Annotated in this window: 17 protein-coding genes and 1 pseudogene; 11 read left to right on the top strand and 7 right to left on the bottom strand. The window is 65.0% G+C overall.

Annotated features, from left to right (window positions below):
- Window positions 1-60 precede the first annotated feature (60 nt).
- Window positions 61-411 carry a WhiB family transcriptional regulator gene (locus B586_RS18280; protein ID WP_047316659.1) on the top strand — a complete coding sequence of 117 codons (351 nt, stop codon included), beginning with the start codon at window positions 61-63 and terminating at the stop codon, window positions 409-411.
- Window positions 412-454: 43 nt separating this feature from the next.
- Here the strand turns inward: B586_RS18280 and B586_RS18275 are convergent, their stop codons facing one another.
- A complete protein-coding gene (locus B586_RS18275) occupies window positions 455-1,600 on the bottom strand; it encodes an ATPase BagB (RefSeq protein WP_047316660.1) in 1,146 nt (381 codons plus the stop codon).
- Complete coding sequence (locus tag B586_RS18270; protein ID WP_047316661.1) at window positions 1,597-2,622, bottom strand: ATPase BagA; 1,026 nt, start codon at window positions 2,620-2,622, stop codon at window positions 1,597-1,599. The genes B586_RS18275 and B586_RS18270 overlap by 4 nt, the downstream gene beginning before the upstream one ends.
- A gap of 119 nt (window positions 2,623-2,741) precedes the next feature.
- On the opposite strand from B586_RS18270, the gene B586_RS21200 reads away from it, so the two are divergent.
- From B586_RS21200 to B586_RS18260, 3 genes are read left to right on the top strand one after another with little or no spacing between them, the layout of a single operon-like run.
- Window positions 2,742-2,903, top strand: a complete 162-nt coding sequence (locus B586_RS21200; protein ID WP_156147256.1) for a DUF4177 domain-containing protein — start codon at window positions 2,742-2,744, stop codon at window positions 2,901-2,903.
- A complete protein-coding gene (locus B586_RS18265) occupies window positions 2,900-3,355 on the top strand; it encodes a RidA family protein (RefSeq protein ID WP_168162561.1) in 456 nt (151 codons plus the stop codon). Before B586_RS21200 ends, B586_RS18265 begins: the two co-directional genes overlap by 4 nt.
- Before the next feature lie 5 nt (window positions 3,356-3,360).
- Window positions 3,361-4,149, top strand: coding sequence for an MBL fold metallo-hydrolase (locus B586_RS18260; protein WP_047316663.1), 789 nt, complete (start codon window positions 3,361-3,363; stop codon window positions 4,147-4,149).
- 179 nt (window positions 4,150-4,328) lie between these two features.
- On the opposite strand, the gene crp is transcribed toward B586_RS18260, so the two are convergent.
- Together crp and B586_RS18250 are read right to left on the bottom strand one after the other, a co-directional pair.
- The gene (gene crp / locus B586_RS18255) at window positions 4,329-5,003 is read right to left on the bottom strand and encodes a cAMP-activated global transcriptional regulator CRP (RefSeq protein WP_047316664.1); all 675 of its coding nucleotides are present in this window, start codon (window positions 5,001-5,003) and stop codon (window positions 4,329-4,331) included.
- 108 nt (window positions 5,004-5,111) lie between these two features.
- The gene (locus B586_RS18250; protein ID WP_054879198.1) at window positions 5,112-5,507 is read right to left on the bottom strand and encodes a hypothetical protein; all 396 of its coding nucleotides are present in this window, start codon (window positions 5,505-5,507) and stop codon (window positions 5,112-5,114) included.
- A gap of 115 nt (window positions 5,508-5,622) precedes the next feature.
- Between B586_RS18250 and nth the strand changes: the two genes are divergently transcribed.
- From nth to marP, 4 genes and pseudogenes are all read left to right on the top strand, one after another.
- Window positions 5,623-6,360, top strand: coding sequence for an endonuclease III (gene nth, locus B586_RS18245; protein ID WP_156166535.1), 738 nt, complete (start codon window positions 5,623-5,625; stop codon window positions 6,358-6,360).
- A gap of 49 nt (window positions 6,361-6,409) precedes the next feature.
- Window positions 6,410-7,057, top strand: a complete 648-nt coding sequence (locus B586_RS18240; RefSeq protein ID WP_047316666.1) for a TlpA family protein disulfide reductase — start codon at window positions 6,410-6,412, stop codon at window positions 7,055-7,057.
- Window positions 7,054-7,893: pseudogene (locus tag B586_RS18235) on the top strand (NUDIX hydrolase); the annotation flags it as partial. The gene B586_RS18240 and the pseudogene B586_RS18235, both read left to right, overlap by 4 nt.
- Window positions 7,894-8,030: 137 nt before the next feature.
- Window positions 8,031-9,224: an acid resistance serine protease MarP gene (gene marP, locus B586_RS18230; RefSeq protein WP_168162602.1), complete on the top strand. Its 1,194-nt coding sequence runs from the start codon at window positions 8,031-8,033 to the stop codon at window positions 9,222-9,224.
- Here the strand turns inward: marP and B586_RS18225 are convergent.
- Window positions 9,217-10,191, bottom strand: a complete 975-nt coding sequence (locus tag B586_RS18225) for an alpha/beta fold hydrolase (protein ID WP_047316669.1) — start codon at window positions 10,189-10,191, stop codon at window positions 9,217-9,219. The two genes, marP and B586_RS18225, sit on opposite strands and share 8 nt — an antisense overlap.
- Window positions 10,192-10,737, bottom strand: a complete 546-nt coding sequence (locus tag B586_RS18220) for a phage holin family protein (RefSeq protein WP_047316670.1) — start codon at window positions 10,735-10,737, stop codon at window positions 10,192-10,194.
- Between the two features lie 198 nt (window positions 10,738-10,935).
- On the opposite strand from B586_RS18220, the gene B586_RS18215 reads away from it, so the two are divergent.
- Complete coding sequence (locus tag B586_RS18215) at window positions 10,936-11,634, top strand: chymotrypsin family serine protease (protein WP_197079976.1); 699 nt, start codon at window positions 10,936-10,938, stop codon at window positions 11,632-11,634.
- 7 nt (window positions 11,635-11,641) lie between these two features.
- Here the strand turns inward: B586_RS18215 and acs are convergent, their stop codons facing one another.
- Window positions 11,642-13,594, bottom strand: a complete 1,953-nt coding sequence (acs, locus tag B586_RS18210; RefSeq protein WP_047316672.1) for an acetate--CoA ligase — start codon at window positions 13,592-13,594, stop codon at window positions 11,642-11,644.
- A 64-nt stretch (window positions 13,595-13,658) separates the two neighbouring features.
- Between acs and B586_RS18205 the strand changes: the two genes are divergently transcribed.
- Both B586_RS18205 and B586_RS18200 read left to right on the top strand, forming a co-directional pair.
- A complete protein-coding gene (locus tag B586_RS18205; RefSeq protein ID WP_082607763.1) occupies window positions 13,659-14,219 on the top strand; it encodes a DUF4232 domain-containing protein in 561 nt (186 codons plus the stop codon).
- A gap of 100 nt (window positions 14,220-14,319) precedes the next feature.
- Window positions 14,320-15,963: a peptide ABC transporter substrate-binding protein gene (locus tag B586_RS18200; protein WP_156406921.1), complete on the top strand. Its 1,644-nt coding sequence runs from the start codon at window positions 14,320-14,322 to the stop codon at window positions 15,961-15,963.
- The last annotated feature ends 1 nt before the right edge of the window (window position 15,964 follow it).

The raw sequence follows: 15,964 nt of genomic DNA, 5'->3' as shown, positions 1-15,964 counted from the left end.
GCAGGGTCTGCACCCGAGGAGGGCGGCCGTGAATTGCGGCCGGGAGGAAGGGAACAGCTCGTGTCAGAATCACGACCGGCCGCGCGTAGAACAAACCTGTCCGCCGCCAGTGCCCCTCTCCACAGCGTCGACGCTGAGGAGCGCATTGCCTGGGTCTCCAAGGCGCTGTGCCGGACGACAGATCCGGATGAGCTCTTTGTCCGGGGTGCCGCCCAACGTAAAGCCGCGGTGATCTGTCGTCACTGCCCGGTAATGCAGGAGTGTGGCGCGGACGCGTTGGACAACAAGGTTGAGTTCGGTGTTTGGGGAGGCATGACCGAGCGCCAGCGCCGGGCACTGCTCAAACAGCATCCCGAGGTCGTGTCGTGGGCAGATTACTTCGACAAGCGCAAGCGCCGCAGCGTTGGTTAGATCCCGCACTTCTCATTACTTGATTGTTACGACTGCCCGGCTCCTAGCGGGCCGCAGTGAGCTGATCGGCGAGGGCGCGCAGCGCCTCTAGGTCCGAGACGTCGAACGGCAGCGACGGCACCCCGATGACCGGCACGTGTGGGTTAGCTCCGGTGAAGCGAGACAGCAACCGAATCTCGCGCTTGGCGGTTTGCCCGCGATCGGCATGAATCCTCAGCACTGCTGCCGCCAGTGATGCGGCCGCCGAATCGGTGACCTCGGCCCGCAGCGTCTCGCTGGCGTCGATCGCCCGCTCCACCGGCAACGCGCACAACGTCGGGTGGGTGCGATTCAACACCAGCCCGGCCAGCGGCATGTCTTCTTGCGACAGCCGGTCGACGAAGAAGGACGCCTCGCGCAGTGCGTCGGGTTCGGCCGCCGATACCACCACAAACTGGGTGCCGCGCCGCTTCAGCAGCGCGTAGGTGCGGTCGGCTTTTTCCCGGAAACCGCCGAATGTGGCGTCCAGCGATTGCACGAAAGCTGCTGCGTCGGCCAGCATCTGTGAACCGAGCACAGTAGACAGGGCCCTCATCGCCAATCCCATAGCGCCGGTCACCAGCCGCCCGATACCTCGCCCGGGGGCGAGCAGTAGCCGCCACAGCCGGCTATCCATGAAGCTGCCCAACCGTTTCGGCGCGTCCAGGAAGTCCAGCGCGTTGCGTGACGGAGGGGTGTCGACCACCACCAGGTCCCAGCGGTCCTGGCTGAGCAGCTGACCGAGCTTCTCCATCGCCATGTATTCCTGCGTGCCGGCAAGCGAAGTGGCGACTGTCTGATAGAATTGATTATTCAGAATCGCTTGTGCTCGTTGCGTTCCGGAGTATTGGACCACCATTTCGTCGAACGTGCGGCGCATGTCAAGCATCATCGCGTGCAACTCGCCAGGGACTTCGGGTGCCAGCGGCACCCGCTGCGGGGTGTTGCCGAGGTCGTTGACTCCCAACGCTTGTGCTAGACGCTTGGCTGGGTCGATCGTCAAAACGACTACGGTGCGGCCATATTCGGCCGCCCGTAATGCCATCGCGGCCGCAGTGGTCGTTTTGCCTACACCCCCGGCTCCGCAGCACACCACCACTCGATTGGAAGTGTCGGCCAAGATCGTTGCCATGTCGAGGGTTGGCGGCTTGTGGGAAGTGACGCCAGTCATCGAACCCCCTGTTGCGCAAGCGATTCGGAGAGCTCGTACAGGCTACCGAGGTCGACCCCGTCGGATATTGCCGGTAATTCTAGCCGTGGCACTTGTAACGCGTCGAGCTGTTGAGCCGCCTCGGCGCGCGTGGTGATTACCGTCGCATGCTGAATGGTCTCGGTCAGCAGGCCGGCGAAGTCTGCGTCGTTGAGCTTGATTCCGGCCATCGCTAACCCCTCCCGCACCGCGTCGGCGTCGACATCGCCCTCGGCCGCCTTTGCCAGGTCGTGGGGCTCTAGGTAGCACGGGATATTGCGGTTGACGATCACGCTGCCGATCGGCAGCTCCATGTCGGCGAGCTCCTCAATGGCTTCCAGCGTCTCCTGCACCGGCAACGCCTCTAGCAGGGTGACCAGGTGGATAGCCGTCTGGTCGGAGTGCAGCAACTTCACCACGCTCTGGCTCTGCGAGTGCACTGGTCCGCCCTTGGCTAAATCGGACACCGCTTTGGTGACGTCCAGGAAACGCGCGATGCGGCCGGTCGGCGGCGCATCGACGACTATCGCGTCATAGACCGGGTTCTTGGTTTCCTTGTTTATGCGCACCACGGACTCTTTGATCTTGCCGGTGAGCAGCACGTCGCGCAGGCCGGGCGCGATCGTGGTCGCAAACTCAATCGCACCGATGCGACGCATGGCACGCCCGGCGAGGCCGAGGTTGTAGAACATGTCGAGGTATTCCAAGAACGCGGCCTCGATGTCGATGGCCAAGGCGTTGACCTGGCCGCCGCCCTCAGCGGTTGCGATCTTTAGCTCTTGGTACGGCAGGGGCGGGACATCGAAGAGTTGCGCAATCCCTTGGCGCCCTTCGACTTCGATGAGAAGGACTTTGCGGCCTCCTGCCGCCAGGGTTAGCGCCAAAGCGGCCGCAATCGTCGACTTTCCGGTACCGCCTTTGCCTGTCACAAAGTGCAAGCGCGCCTTGGACAAGCGGGTGGGCCAGCCGACGGAACTACCGCCGCTCGAGGTGGGTGCCACCATCGCATGCTAGCCCGCTCGCGCTGCGTTCCTTGCGAAGCGGGTAGGGACTTCCAACACGGGTACGTGGCTGGCCACCGGGTTGACCAGAGTTGTTTAAATCCGCCCGATAAGCTCGCGTCATGAGCCAACCGACCGCATGGGAGTACGTCACGGTTCCGCTGCTGACGCACGCCACCAAACAAATCCTCGACCAGTGGGGTGCCGATAGCTGGGAGCTGGTGGCGGTGCTGCCCGGCCCCACAGGCGAGCAGCACGTCGCATACCTGAAGCGTCCGAAGTGAGCGTATTGTCCCGGCTCGGGCAACTAGGTATCGAGCTTCCGCAAGTGGCGGCGCCGCTGGCCTCCTATGCTCCGGCGGTGCGCACCGGCAACTTGGTATACACCTCGGGCCAGCTGCCGATGGAGGGTGGACGGTTGGCGCGGACCGGCAAGGTCGGCGCCGATGTCAGCCCAGACGAGGGCAAGGCGCTCGCGCGGATCTGCGCGCTCAACGCGCTGGCGGCAGTGGATTCCTTGGTAGGTCTCGACTCGGTGACCCGGGTGGTCAAGGTCGTTGGGTTCGTCGCCTCCGCTCCGGGTTTTAACGGCCAGCCGAGCGTCGTCAACGGAGCCTCCGACTTGTTCGCCGAGGTGTTCGGCGACAAGGGTACGCATGCGCGTTCGGCAGTCGGCGTGGCAGAGCTACCGCTGGATGCACCAGTGGAAGTCGAGTTGATCGTGGAGGTCGGCTAGCCGCCGTGACCGAGGCTGCCGAGTCGCTGACCCATCCCGCATACGGCCGGCTGCGGGCGGTCACCGACACGGCGTCGGTTCTGTTGGCTGACAACCCCGGTTTGCTGACGTTGGAGGGCACCAACACTTGGGTGCTGCGCGGCCCGGGCAGCGATGAGTTAGTCATTGTGGATCCCGGGCCCGACGATGAGCACATCGCACGGGTTGCCGCGCTGGGCCGCGTCGCACTGGTGTTGATTAGCCACCGGCACCGCGACCACACCGACGGCATCGACAAGCTGGTCGAGCTGACCGGCGCACCGGTGCGCGCCGCAGACCCGCAGTTTCTCCGCGGCGATGGGGTGACTTTGACCGACCGTGAGGTGATCGATGCTGCCGGGCTGACGATTACCGTGTTGGCTACCCCGGGCCACACCGCCGATTCGGTGTCGTTCGTCCTCGCTGACGCCGTGCTGACCGCCGATAGCGTGCTGGGTCGCGGCACCACCGTGATCGACCCCGACGACGGCAGCCTGGCGGACTACCTGGAATCACTGCACCGGCTACGCGGCTTGGGCCGGCGAACGGTCCTGCCTGGGCACGGGCCGGATTTGGCCAACTTGGAATCGGTCGCGTCGGGATACCTGGTGCATCGGCAGGAGCGGCTGGAGCAAGTGCGCGCCGCGTTACGCGATCTTGGTGACGACGCGACCGCACGGCAGGTCGTCGAACACGTCTATGTTGACGTTGACGAGAAGCTCTGGGATGCGGCCGAATCGTCTGTTCAAGCGCAACTGGACTATCTGCGCCGCTGAGACTGTAGTTGGCGCGAGAAAGTGCGGGGCGGGTAGAGACCTCGCTAACTACAGACTCGGCGTAAGCGCGCTTACCTCGCTCGGGGTGGGATTCTCGCTCGGTTGCGCCCGCACTACGTGCGCGCTTACCTCGCTCGGGGTGGGATTCTCGCTCGGTTGCGCCCGCACTACGTGCGCGCTTACCTCGCTCGGCGGGCGAGTCGCTCGGAGTCCGAGATCAGCACGCTCTTGCCTTCCAAACGGATCCAGCCGCGGTGGGCGAAATCGGCCAGCGCCTTGTTCACCGTCTCTCGGGAAGCGCCCACCAATTGCGCGATCTCCTCTTGTGTCAGGTCGTGGGTGACCCGCATCGCGCCGCCTTCCTGGGTGCCGAAACGCTGGGCGAGCTGCAGCAGCTGCTTGGCCACCCGACCGGGCACGTCGGTGAAGATGAGGTCGGCCAGATTGTTGTTGGTCCGCCGCAGCCGCCGGGCCAACACCCGCAATAGCTGCTCGGCGATTTCGGGACGATCGGCGATCCATGCCCGTAGCGCATCGCGGTCCATCGACACCGCCCGGACTTCGGTGATCGTGGTCGCGCTGGACGTCCGTGGCCCCGGGTCGAAGATTGACAACTCGCCGAACATGTCCGACGGGCCCATGATCGTGAGCAGATTCTCTCGGCCGTCTGGCGAGCGGCGACCGATCTTGACCTTCCCCGAGGCGATGATGTACAGCCGATCGCCCGGCTCGCCTTCAGCGAAAACCGTGTGCCCGCGGGGGAAGTCGACAGGTTGGAGTTGCTTGGTCAGCGCGGCGACGGCGCTGGGTTCCACCCCTTGGAAGATTCCTGCCCTTGCCAGGATCTCGTCCACTTTGCCCCTTTAGCTTCCTGCGACGTGATATGGGTAGGCTAACCTCGGTTTGCCTCTGTTTCGCTGACGAGCCTAGAGGCTAGGGCCAACAGGTTCAATTTGCCAACGCTACACACGATCGACGTGTTGGGTCGCATTAAACTGCGGATTGACCCGCGAATGCTCGGGTACTGGCGCAGGCGGGCCGGCCTCGGCGGGATCGCCGAACTCGTCGACCAGGAACGGCGGGGCGTGATGCGTCGCGGGGTGGGAACCGGGCGGCGGCAAGTCGTGGAGTCGTTCGGCCTGGCGCTTATGGAGGTACGCCAGCGCTTCTGTCATGCCTTCCCGGGCCAACGTGTCTACATCCACGGCCTCGGCGTGCTCAAGAAACTCGGCGACGTCGGTCACGCTGACAGTGTCATGGGTCAGCTCCTTTTCAAGCCGCCCCAATCCAAGCGTTGCGAGCATTACCAGCCCCGGCACACAGGCCACCAGCAACCATGACACAAGGAGAGTAAACATGGTTTAGACGTGGCTCAGGTCTCAGCGGGATTACGAAATCAGTACTCTGTCGTAGGTGACAGCGGCAAAGTCGTCCGGGCGTTCTAAATCAATACCCTCCACGCCCGGCGCGGACGTGGCCCGGCGCTGGTCCGGGGAAACCAGACTGGGTTTGGTGCGACGGGCGCGGAGGATGAATCGTGCACTGGCGCAAGCATTTCCGCACGTGTACTGCGAATTGGATTTCACCTCGCCGCTGGAACTGACGGTGGCCACGATCCTTTCGGCGCAGAGCACCGATAAGCGGGTGAACTTGACGACGCCAGCTGTGTTCGCGCGGTACCCGTCGGCGCTGGACTACGCGCACGCGGATCGTGCAGAGCTAGAAAACCTCATACGCCCCACGGGCTTCTTCCGCAACAAGGCGGCGTCGCTCATCGGGCTCGGGCAGGCCCTAGTCGAGCGGTTCGACGGCGAGGTGCCGTCGACCATGGCTGAGCTGGTGACGCTACCCGGCGTGGGACGCAAGACCGCCAACGTCATTCTGGGAAACGCGTTCGGTATCCCCGGAATCACCGTCGACACACATTTTGGACGATTGGTGCGGCGGTGGCGTTGGACGGCCGAAGAGGATCCGATCAAGGTGGAGCATGCGGTCGGTGAACTGATCGAACGCGATCAGTGGACCCTGCTGAGCCACCGAGTGATCTTCCATGGCCGTCGGGTGTGCCATGCACGCAAACCGGCATGCGGTGTTTGCGTGCTTGCCAAGGACTGTCCCTCGTTCGGCCTCGGTCCCACTGAACCGCTGCTGGCCGCGCCCCTCGTTCAAGGCCCGGAAACCGAGCACTTGCTGGCCCTGGCTGGGCTATAAGTCAAGGTTGGAGACAACGACCGTCCAACTCTGCCGCGTTGGGATCGCAATGAAGACCTTGACCCCGAAAACCCGTTGGACCATCGCAATACTTGCGCTGGTGGCCGCGCTGGTGGCCGCGTTGGTGGGCCAGCTGCGCGACAACGCGCCAACCACTGCAACGATCCAGGCAACCATCGAGCGCGAACACCGTGACGCTGACACTCCGGCTGCGTTGGCGGGGCCACGGGAGCGTGCGAACCTGTCACCGTGTCCTGATGCCGGGAGGGGTCCAGGCCCGGCGGCATTGCGCGGTGTGGTGCTGGAATGCGCGTCGGACGGCTCAGCCGTCGACGTCGCTCGGGCGCTGGCCGGCCGTCGAGTGGTCTTGAACTTGTGGGCCAGCTGGTGTGCGCCGTGCCTGGGTGAACTGCCCGCGATGGCCGAGTATCAACGACGGGTCGGATCCGATGTGATGGTGGTGACGGTGCACCAAGATGAGAACGAGACGGCTGCGTTGCTGCGGTTGGCGCAACTCGGTGTCCGGCTGCCGACCCTGCAGGACGGTCGGCGACGTGTTGCGGCGGCGCTAGGGGTCGCAAATGTGATGCCCGCGACCGTGGTATTGCGACCGGACGGTAGCGTTGCGCAGACGCTGCCGCAGGCTTTCGTAAGTGCCGACCAGATCGCGGCTGCGGTGGGAAACGATGCGGGATGAGCGAGGTCGGCAACCCGGAACGGCCGGAGGCCGGGCAATTGGAGGCGCCGGTGAGTGCTGGGCGTACCGCCCGCGTGCGGGTGACGGTTCCCCTGGCGCCTGACGTCGGACCGTCGTGGCTGCGTCCGCTGGTTGACAACATCGCCGCGATGCCGGACGCATATCGGCGTCGGCTGCCTGCCGACGTGCTGGCAATGGTGACCGCGGCCAGGGCGATGCCATCGATGGCCGTGCACCGCGACGGGCGCGAGGCCGCTGTCCTGGTGCTGTTCTCGGGTCCGGAGTCTGGGCCGCCGGACGGTGGCGTGCCCGACGACGCCGATCTGTTGCTGACGGTGCGGGCGTCGACACTGCGCCACCATGCGGGCCAGGCGGCGTTCCCCGGGGGTGCCTCCGATCCCACCGACGACGGGCCGGTCGCGACCGCCCTCCGCGAAGCGCACGAAGAAACCGGGATCGACCTCGCCAGGCTGCATCCATTGGTCACATTGGAGCGGACGTTTATTGCGCCATCACGGTTCCATGTGGTGCCGGTATTGGCCTACTCAGCCGATCCCGGGCCGGTGGCCGTCATCAACGAGGCCGAAACGGCGATCGTGGCGCGGGTTCCGGTGCGTGCCTTCATTAATCCGGCCAACCGGCTGATGGTGTACCGCCGTGCCCACGGCCACCGCTGGTCCGGTCCGGCGTTCCTATTGAACGAGATGCTGGTGTGGGGATTCACTGGCCAGGTGATCTCTGCGATGCTCGACGTGGCCGGCTGGGCTGTGCCCTGGGACGCCACCATCGTCCGCGAGCTGGACGAGGCGATGGCGCTGGTCGCCCCGCAACCAGACCAGGGGCGATCGCAAGCGCGGCGGAGCCGGGCGCAACGGGTCGCCCCGCAACCAGACCAGGGGCGATCGCAAGCGCGGCGGAGCCGGGCGCAACGGGTCGCCCCGCAACCAGACCAGGGCGATCCGCGATGAGTTCGATGACCCCGTCGCAGTGGCTGGATATCGCTGTCCTAGCGGTCGCGTTCATCGCTGCCATTTCAGGCTGGCGTTCGGGCGCGTTGGGGTCTTTGCTGTCGTTCATTGGCGTGCTGCTCGGCGCGATGGCGGGTGTGCTGCTGGCGCCGCACATCGTTAGCCACATCAGCGCTCCGCGCGCCAAACTATTCGCCGCCCTTTTTCTGATTCTCGCGCTGGTCGTGGTCGGTGAGGTCGCCGGTGTGGTGCTGGGGCGTGCGGTGCGCAGCGCGATCCGTAGCCGGACAGTCCGATTTGTCGACTCGGTCATTGGGGTCGGGGTTCAGCTCATTGTGGTGCTGACCGCGGCTTGGCTGTTGGCGACACCGCTGACCCAGTCGAAAGAGCAGCCAGAGCTGGCGTCCGCGGTCCGGGGTTCGCGGGTGCTGGCTTCAGTCAATGAGGTCGCGCCACCTTGGCTGAAGACGGTGCCCAAGCGGCTCTCGGCGCTGCTGAATACGTCTGGCTTGCCCGCGGTGCTAGAGCCGTTCAGCCGCACCCCGGTCCTTCCGGTCGCGTCGCCGGACCCGGCGTTGGTCGACAATCCAGTGGTGCTGGCGACCCAGCCCAGTGTGGTTAAGGTCCGCAGTGTGGCGCCCAGCTGTCAGAAAGTGTTGGAGGGCACGGGATTCGTGATATCGCCCGACCGGGTGATGACCAACGCACACGTGGTGGCCGGGTCCAACGGCGTGCAGGTGTACGCCAGCGGCAGTCCATTTGACGCTACCGTGGTGTCCTATGACCCGTCGGTCGATATCGCCATCCTGGCTGTCCCGCACTTGCCGCCGGCGCCGCTGCTCTTCGACGACACTGAGGCCAAGCCGGGCACCAACGTGGTGGTGCTGGGGTATCCCGGCGGCGGTAACTTCACCGCGACCCCAGCCAGGATTCGGCAGGCCATCAAACTCACCGGACCCGACATCTACCGGGATCCGACGCCGGTCACCCGCGACGTATACACCATCAGAGCTACTGTGGAGCAAGGCAATTCAGGTGGACCGCTGATCGACCTCAACGGTCGGGTGCTTGGTGTGGTGTTCGGCGCGGCTGTCGATGACCCCGATACTGGCTTCGTGTTGACCGCTGAGGAGGTGTCCGGCCAGCTGTCTCGGATCGGCGAAACTCAGGCGGTGGCCACGGGGGCCTGCGTCAGCTGACCCGGGCGCCGTGCACCTGCGCGAGAAACCGCATCAGGTACCTGTTGATTTCCTCCGGCGCTTCTTCGTGGCTGAAATGTCCTGCACCGGCAACGGATACGTAGCGTCCGTGCGGCGCATAGCGCCGCGTGCGGTCGACCGAGTCGGCTAGCAGGTACGGATCAGCGTCGCCGCGTACGTGGAGCAGCGGCACGCTGAGTTGTCGAGACATCGATCTCATGAATCGACGGCCTTCGTTACGCAGCTGGCTGCGCACCGCCCAACGCTGGTACTCGAGTGCACAGTGCGCGGCCGCCGGAATCTGGATCGCTATCCGTAAATGGTCGATGGTGGCCGCGAAGTCTTCGCAGGCTTGCCATTTGGCACTGCTGCGGCTGCGAACCAGGCGTTCGATCTCCGCCGCGTTATTGCGGGTCAGCAAACGCTCCGGCCAAATCGGCAACTGGTAGCGCAGCAACGTCGGCAGCAGCGCGTAACCCTGATCACGGCGCGTCAGCATTGATCGTCGTAACGCTGCCGGGTGCGGTGAGTTGATCAGGGCAATGGCGCGCACCAGCCGTGGGTGCAGCAGCGCGGTGGCCCAGCACGCGAGCCCGCCTTCGGCGTGGCCAACCAGTGTCGCCGACGAGTGCCCCAACGCTCGGATGAGCCCGGCTGTGTCGCCGGCAAGTGTCCAGCCGTCATAGCCGCGAGGCGGCTTGTCGCTGCCGCCGTAGCCGCGCAGGTCGACCGCGACCAGTCGCGCCTCGGTCAGGCCGCGTAGCTGATGACGCCAGGACCACCAGAACGAACCGAAACCATGCAGCAGCATTACCAGTGGTCGCGCCGTGGCCGAGGAGGCCGCGTCCTGGCCGGCTGGCTGGGTGGGCACCGCCTCGACGACGTGGAACCGGATGCCATTAGCGTGCACATCCATATGGCGCCATGGCCCGACGATGCGGGTCACCGACGGGTCCGGTGCTGCCATCTACCAACCCGAAGGATCGGCGGGGGTCCTGCTGTCCGGGCTGCTTTCTGGCTTGGCATCGGGCCCGGTGAGCTTGCGCGGCCCGGCCTGCGCCTTGTCATGGCCGGGAGTGAGGGCGGTGCGTGTCTCCTTGACCGACTCGATGGTCTGGCGTGGTCCCCGGATCCGGCGGACCTTCAAGAAGCCCAATAGCGCCAGCGCGGCGGTGACCACGACCATGATCGCGAACACGATCAGGAAGGCCACCCAGCGCCATAGCCAGGTGTCGAGCAGCTCGGCGAGGAAAAAGAAGAAAAAGAAGGTCGAGTAGAACAACACCACCAGCGCGGCGATGAAGAACACGCTGCCGGTCAGACCCTTCTTCACGTCACGGATGATCTCGGCGCGGGCCAACTCAACCTCGGCCCGCACCAGCGTGGACACCTGAGTCGTCGCGTCTTTGATCAGATCACCGATCGACGGCTCAGCGGGCCCAGCGTGCGGGTCGACCAACGGAATCGTGGTCAGGGTGCTGGGCACACCGTTCTTTCGATCGCCTTTGCTCACAGCCGGTCCTCTCCGCTTCGCTGTCGTCGCGGTTCATGTTGCCATGCGGTCACGGTGCTAGACGAGGCCAGTCGAACCGACGGCAGAATTTGGGGTGGGTCAATTGACGGCCATCACAATGTGGACGGAACCGGTACTGCGCGGTGATCATTTAGACTGGCGCACCTGTGCTCCGACCAGGTAGAGGGGAGTGTGGTTTTGCCAAGGGGGCACTGGAGCGTTGTGGCGGCCTTAGTGGCCGTGCTCTTGGCCGTGGTGAGCATGCCCGCCAAGACCGCGGTTGCTGACGACCGGCTGCCGATGGGGGGCGGTGCGGGCATTGTCATCAACGGCGACACGATGTGCACCCTGACCACGATCGGCACCGATAGCGCCGCCGAGCTCATCGGCTTCACCTCGGCGCACTGTGGGGGTCCGGGCGCGCGGGTCGCGGCCGAGGGTGCGGAGAACAGAGGCCCGCTGGGAACCATGATCGCGGGTAACGACAACCTCGACTATGCGGTGATCAGGTTTGATCCGGCCAAGGTGATACCGGTCGCCAACTACAACGGCTTTGTCATCTCGGGCATCGGCGGCGATCCGGCGTTCGGCCAGATCGCCTGTAAGCAGGGCCGCACCACCGGCAACTCGTGCGGCGTCACGTGGGGGATGGGCGAGGCGCCCGGCACCCTCGTCATGCAGGTGTGCGGACGACCAGGGGACTCCGGAGCGCCGGTGACTGTCAACAATCTACTAGTCGGGATGATCCACGGGGCGTTCACCGACAACCTGCCGACCTGCATCATCAAGTTCATCCCGCTGCACACGCCGGCGGTGGTGATGTCGATGAACACGATTCTGGCCGACGTCAATAGCAAGAATCGGCCCGGCGCAGGATTTGTGCCGCAGCCGGTCTGACGCGCGGCTAACCGGCCTGGATCGCCTCGAACACACTGGGATCGAGCAACGTTGACGTGTCGCCCAGCTCGCGGTTCTCAGCGACGTCGCGCAGCAGGCGGCGCATGATTTTGCCGCTGCGTGTCTTGGGCAGTTCCGGCACGATGTGGACCTCTTTCGGCCGGGCGATGGGTGAGATTTCCCGGGCCACCTCGGCGCGCAGCTCGTTGGCGGTCCCGTCGTGGGCCTCGTAGTTGGCCCGCAGCACGACGAACGCGCAAATGGCGTGACCGGTGGTGTCGTCGGTAACGCCGACCACCGCCGCCTCGGCGACCGCGGCGTGACCGACAAGCGCCGACTCCACCTCGGCGGTGGAGATGCGGTGCCCGGACACATTCATCACGTCGTCGATGCGGCCAAGTATCCAGATCGCGCCGGCGGGATCGAAGCGGGCACCGTCCCCGGCGAAATAGAAGCCTTGCTCGCCGAACTTGGACCAGTAGGTATTCCGGTACCGCTCCGGGTCACCCCAGATGCCACGCAGCATCGAGGGCCACGGCTGGTCCAAGACCAGGTACCCGGTGACGTTCTTGGCATTGTCGGTGTCTGGCTGCAACGCATTGCCGTGGTCGTCGACGATCTTGGCCGAGATACCGGGCAGCGGCGTCATCGCCGAACCCGGCTTGGCCGCAGTGACTCCCGGTAGCGGTGAGATCATCGCGGAACCGGTCTCGGTCTGCCACCAGGTGTCCACCACCGGGAGCTTGCCGGCGCCGATGACATCGCGGTACCAGCGCCAGGCCTCGGGGTTGATCGGTTCGCCGACCGACCCCAGTAGCCGCAGGCTGGACAGGTTGTGGGCGTCGGGGATATCACGGCCCCACTTCATAAAGGTCCGTATCAGGGTAGGGGCAGTGTAATAGATTGTGACACCATACTTTTCGATAATCTGAAAATGCCGGTGCCGGTCTGGGGTGTCGGGTGTGCCCTCGTAGAGCACCTCGGTGATGCCGTGCGACAGTGGACCGTAGACACCGTAGCTGTGTCCGGTGACCCAGCCGATATCGGCGGTACACCAGAACACGTCACGGTCCGGCTTGACATCGAAAATGGTGTGCATCGTGTAGCGACACTGAGTGAGATAGCCGCCACTGGTGTGCACGATGCCCTTGGGTTTGCCGGTGGTGCCCGAGGTGTAGAGCAGAAACAACGGCTGCTCGGTGTCGAACGGCTCCGGAGTGTGTTCGGCGCTCGCGGAGTCGACAACGTCGTGCCACCACAGGTCGCGTTTGTCGTTCCAGGACACATCAATTCCGGTGCGCCGCACCACCAGAACATGCTCAACGGGGCTGGCCGTCCCATCGGCGTCTGGCGCCAAGGCTTCGTCGGCGGCGTCCTTGAGCGGCGCTGGCTTGCCGCGCCGGAACTGCCCGTCGCTGGTGATCAGCAGCTTCGCGTCAGCATCGGCGATCCGGGCCCGCAGCGCGTGTGCGGCAAAGCCGCCGAACACCACGCTGTGCATGATGCCCAGCCGCGCGCAGGCCAACATCGCGATCACGGCCTCCGGGATCAACGGCAGGTAGATGGCGACCCGGTCACCGGCGACCAGACCGAGGCCGGTCAGCGCGTTGGCCGCTTTGCACACCTGGATCTGTAGATCCGAATAGGTCAGCGAGCGACTATCACCGGGTTCGCCCTCCCAGTGGATGGCGACCCGGTTCCCGTGGCCGTCGGCGACATGACGGTCCACGCAGTTGTAGGCGACATTGAGGGTGCCGCCGACGAACCACTTGGCGAACGGCGCCCCCGACCAGTCCAGCACCTCGGTGAACGGCGTCGACCACGACAGCTGATTGGCCTGCTTACCCCAAAAAGCTAGTCGGTCTTTCTCGGCCTCGCGGTAGAGCTCGGCGCTGGCGTTGGCTTGCTCGGCGAATTGCGCCGACGGCGGGTACGACGACGGGCCGTCGGTTTCAGTCACTGGTTCGTCTCCTATGTCGTCAATCGTTGTGAGCCTAACGACCGCGTGGCGGATAATCACCGCTATGGCCGGAGCTTACGTGGGGCGCCCGCGGTGGCGTCGTCGCCGAGTGGTCGCCAGCTTTGTCGTGGCCGCAACAAGTTACGCCGCCACCGCCGGGTTGGGGCCACCCGCATTGGCCGCACCGGTTGAGACCAGCGACGAGGCGACGCCGTGCTGGGCGGACCAGATCGCGGTGACTGCCTCGCCGACCGAGGTTGCGGTGGGTCACCGCGCGCTGAACCTGATATTCGCCCTCGCCGGCGGCGCGGGGCCGTGCACGCTCACCGGCTACCCCGTGGTCGAGTCGGGCGCTGGTGGGCCGCAGATTTATGCCGAGCCCACGCTGCGCGGCTATATGGGTGGCTTGCCGGCCGCCGTCGACGTCCCACCCACCGTCACCCTGTCGCTCTCGCAACAAGCGCAGGCCATCGTGGAGGGGATGGCCATCGACGGCAGCGGCAACCCGTGTCCGACCTACACCGAGCTGCGCGTCAACCCTCCCGACACCGTCATGGCGTTCGCGGTGCCGGTCACCATCGAGGCCTGCCGATTGCAGGTGCACCCGCTGACCGCGGGCTCATGAGAGCGGCGTCTGACGGCGGCGTCGCGTCATCCGAGTCGGTCGCGGCGCGGCACGGCCGCTGAGCGTCGCCGCAGGCCCTAGGGTCGATGTTATGCGTCGGATGCGGGCCGTGTCGGCCTTGCTGGCTTCGGCTGCCGCCGGATTGCTGGTGGCCGCGTCGGTGGCCGGCTGCGGAGGTGGGTTGCTTAGCCCCGCGGTGGTGATCGTCAATGGCGGGGAACCCTCGAACCCACTGATCCCGACCAGCACCAACGACAGCAATGGCAGCCGGATCATCGATCGGCTCTTCGCCGGCCTGATGTCCTATAACGCCGCCGGCACGCCGTCGGCGGAGGTCGCCCAGTCGATTCAGACCACCGACAACGTCAACTACCGAATCATGCTGAAACCGGGTTGGAAATTTACCGACGGCTCCCCGCTGACGGCCCACTCGTTCGTCGACGCATGGAACTATGGGGCGTTAAGCACCAATGCCCAACTGCAGCAAAGCTTTTTCGAACCAATCGAGGGATACGACGAGGTTGCCGGCCTGGCGGGAGGTGGAAAGTCGGCTCCGCAACCGGGGCGGAACACGATGTCGGGACTACAGGTGGTCAATGACCTCGAGTTCACCGTGCGGCTCAAGGCGCCTGCGATCGATTTCACGTTACGCCTGGCGTCCAGCGCCTTCTATCCGCTACCAGCAGCGGCATTTCGGGACATGACGGCGTTTGGCCGCAACCCGATCGGCAACGGCCCCTACAAACTCGCCGATGGTTCGGATGACTCCAGCGCATGGGAACACGACGTCAAGATTGATCTAGTGCCTAACCCCGACTATCACGGCAACCGGATACCGCACAACAAAGGCTTGCGGTTCGAGTTTTACGGAAATCTCGACACCGCCTATGCCGACCTGCTGTCCGGTAATCTCGATGTCCTAGACACCATTCCGCCCAGCGCGCTACCGGTCTATCGGCGCGACCTGGGCAACAACGCCACCATCGGCCCAGTAGCGGCAAACCAGACCCTGGATACCCCGTTGCGACTGCCGCATTTCGGCGGCGAGGAAGGCCGGCTACGTCGGCTTGCGCTGTCGGCTGCCATCAACCGTCCCCAAATTTGTGCGCACATCTTCATCGGAACTCGCAGTCCAGCACGCGATTTCACCGCGGCGTCGTTGCCTGGTTTTGACCCGAACTTGCCCGGAAACAACGCGCTGGATTTCGATCCCGACCGGGCGCGGCGATTCTGGGCTCAAGCCAACACGATCTCGGCGTGGAGCGGCCAATACGCGATCGCCTACAACGCCGATGCTGGTCATCAGGAATGGGTGGACGCGGCGGCCAACAGCATCAAGAACGTGCTGGGCATCGACGCGGTCGGGGCGCCGCGGCCCACCTTTGCCGACTTTCGCACCCCGATCGTCAACCGCACCATCACAACAGCCTTCCGAGCCGGGTGGCAAGGTGACTATCCGTCGATGGTGGAGTTCGTTGCCCCGCTGTTTGCCACCGCAGCGGGGTCCAACGACGTCGGCTACTCCAACCCGGACTTCGACGCGGCGCTCGCGGCGGCCGAGGCCGCGCCCAGCATGCAGGAATCCTATGCGCTGACCAACGCCGCACAACAAATCCTGTTGCACGACATGCCCGTGGTACCGCTGTGGGACTACAACAGCGTTGTCGGGTGGTCGTCGGCGGTCAGCAACGTACACGTCACGTGGAACGGTCTGCCCGACTACGAGAACCTTGTCAAGGCCTGAG

It is taken from the genome of Mycobacterium haemophilum DSM 44634, from assembly GCF_000340435.2.
Classification (GTDB): Bacteria; Actinomycetota; Actinomycetes; order Mycobacteriales; family Mycobacteriaceae; genus Mycobacterium; species Mycobacterium haemophilum.
Note: the sequence above shows the minus strand (reverse complement) of the source record. Positions and strands in the feature narration are given on the sequence as shown.

Coding starts and splice junctions, on each gene's coding strand:
- B586_RS18205 (WP_082607763.1), top strand. CDS start 13,659: ATGGCCGGAGCTTACGTGGGGCGCCCGCGGTGGCGTCGTCGCCGAGTG.
- B586_RS18275 (WP_047316660.1), bottom strand. CDS start 1,600: ATGACTGGCGTCACTTCCCACAAGCCGCCAACCCTCGACATGGCAACG.
- B586_RS21200 (WP_156147256.1), top strand. CDS start 2,742: ATGAGCCAACCGACCGCATGGGAGTACGTCACGGTTCCGCTGCTGACG.
- B586_RS18225 (WP_047316669.1), bottom strand. CDS start 10,191: ATGGCAGCACCGGACCCGTCGGTGACCCGCATCGTCGGGCCATGGCGC.
- marP (WP_168162602.1), top strand. CDS start 8,031: ATGACCCCGTCGCAGTGGCTGGATATCGCTGTCCTAGCGGTCGCGTTC.
- B586_RS18200 (WP_156406921.1), top strand. CDS start 14,320: ATGCGGGCCGTGTCGGCCTTGCTGGCTTCGGCTGCCGCCGGATTGCTG.
- B586_RS18240 (WP_047316666.1), top strand. CDS start 6,410: ATGAAGACCTTGACCCCGAAAACCCGTTGGACCATCGCAATACTTGCG.
- B586_RS18250 (WP_054879198.1), bottom strand. CDS start 5,507: ATGTTTACTCTCCTTGTGTCATGGTTGCTGGTGGCCTGTGTGCCGGGG.
- B586_RS18270 (WP_047316661.1), bottom strand. CDS start 2,622: ATGGTGGCACCCACCTCGAGCGGCGGTAGTTCCGTCGGCTGGCCCACC.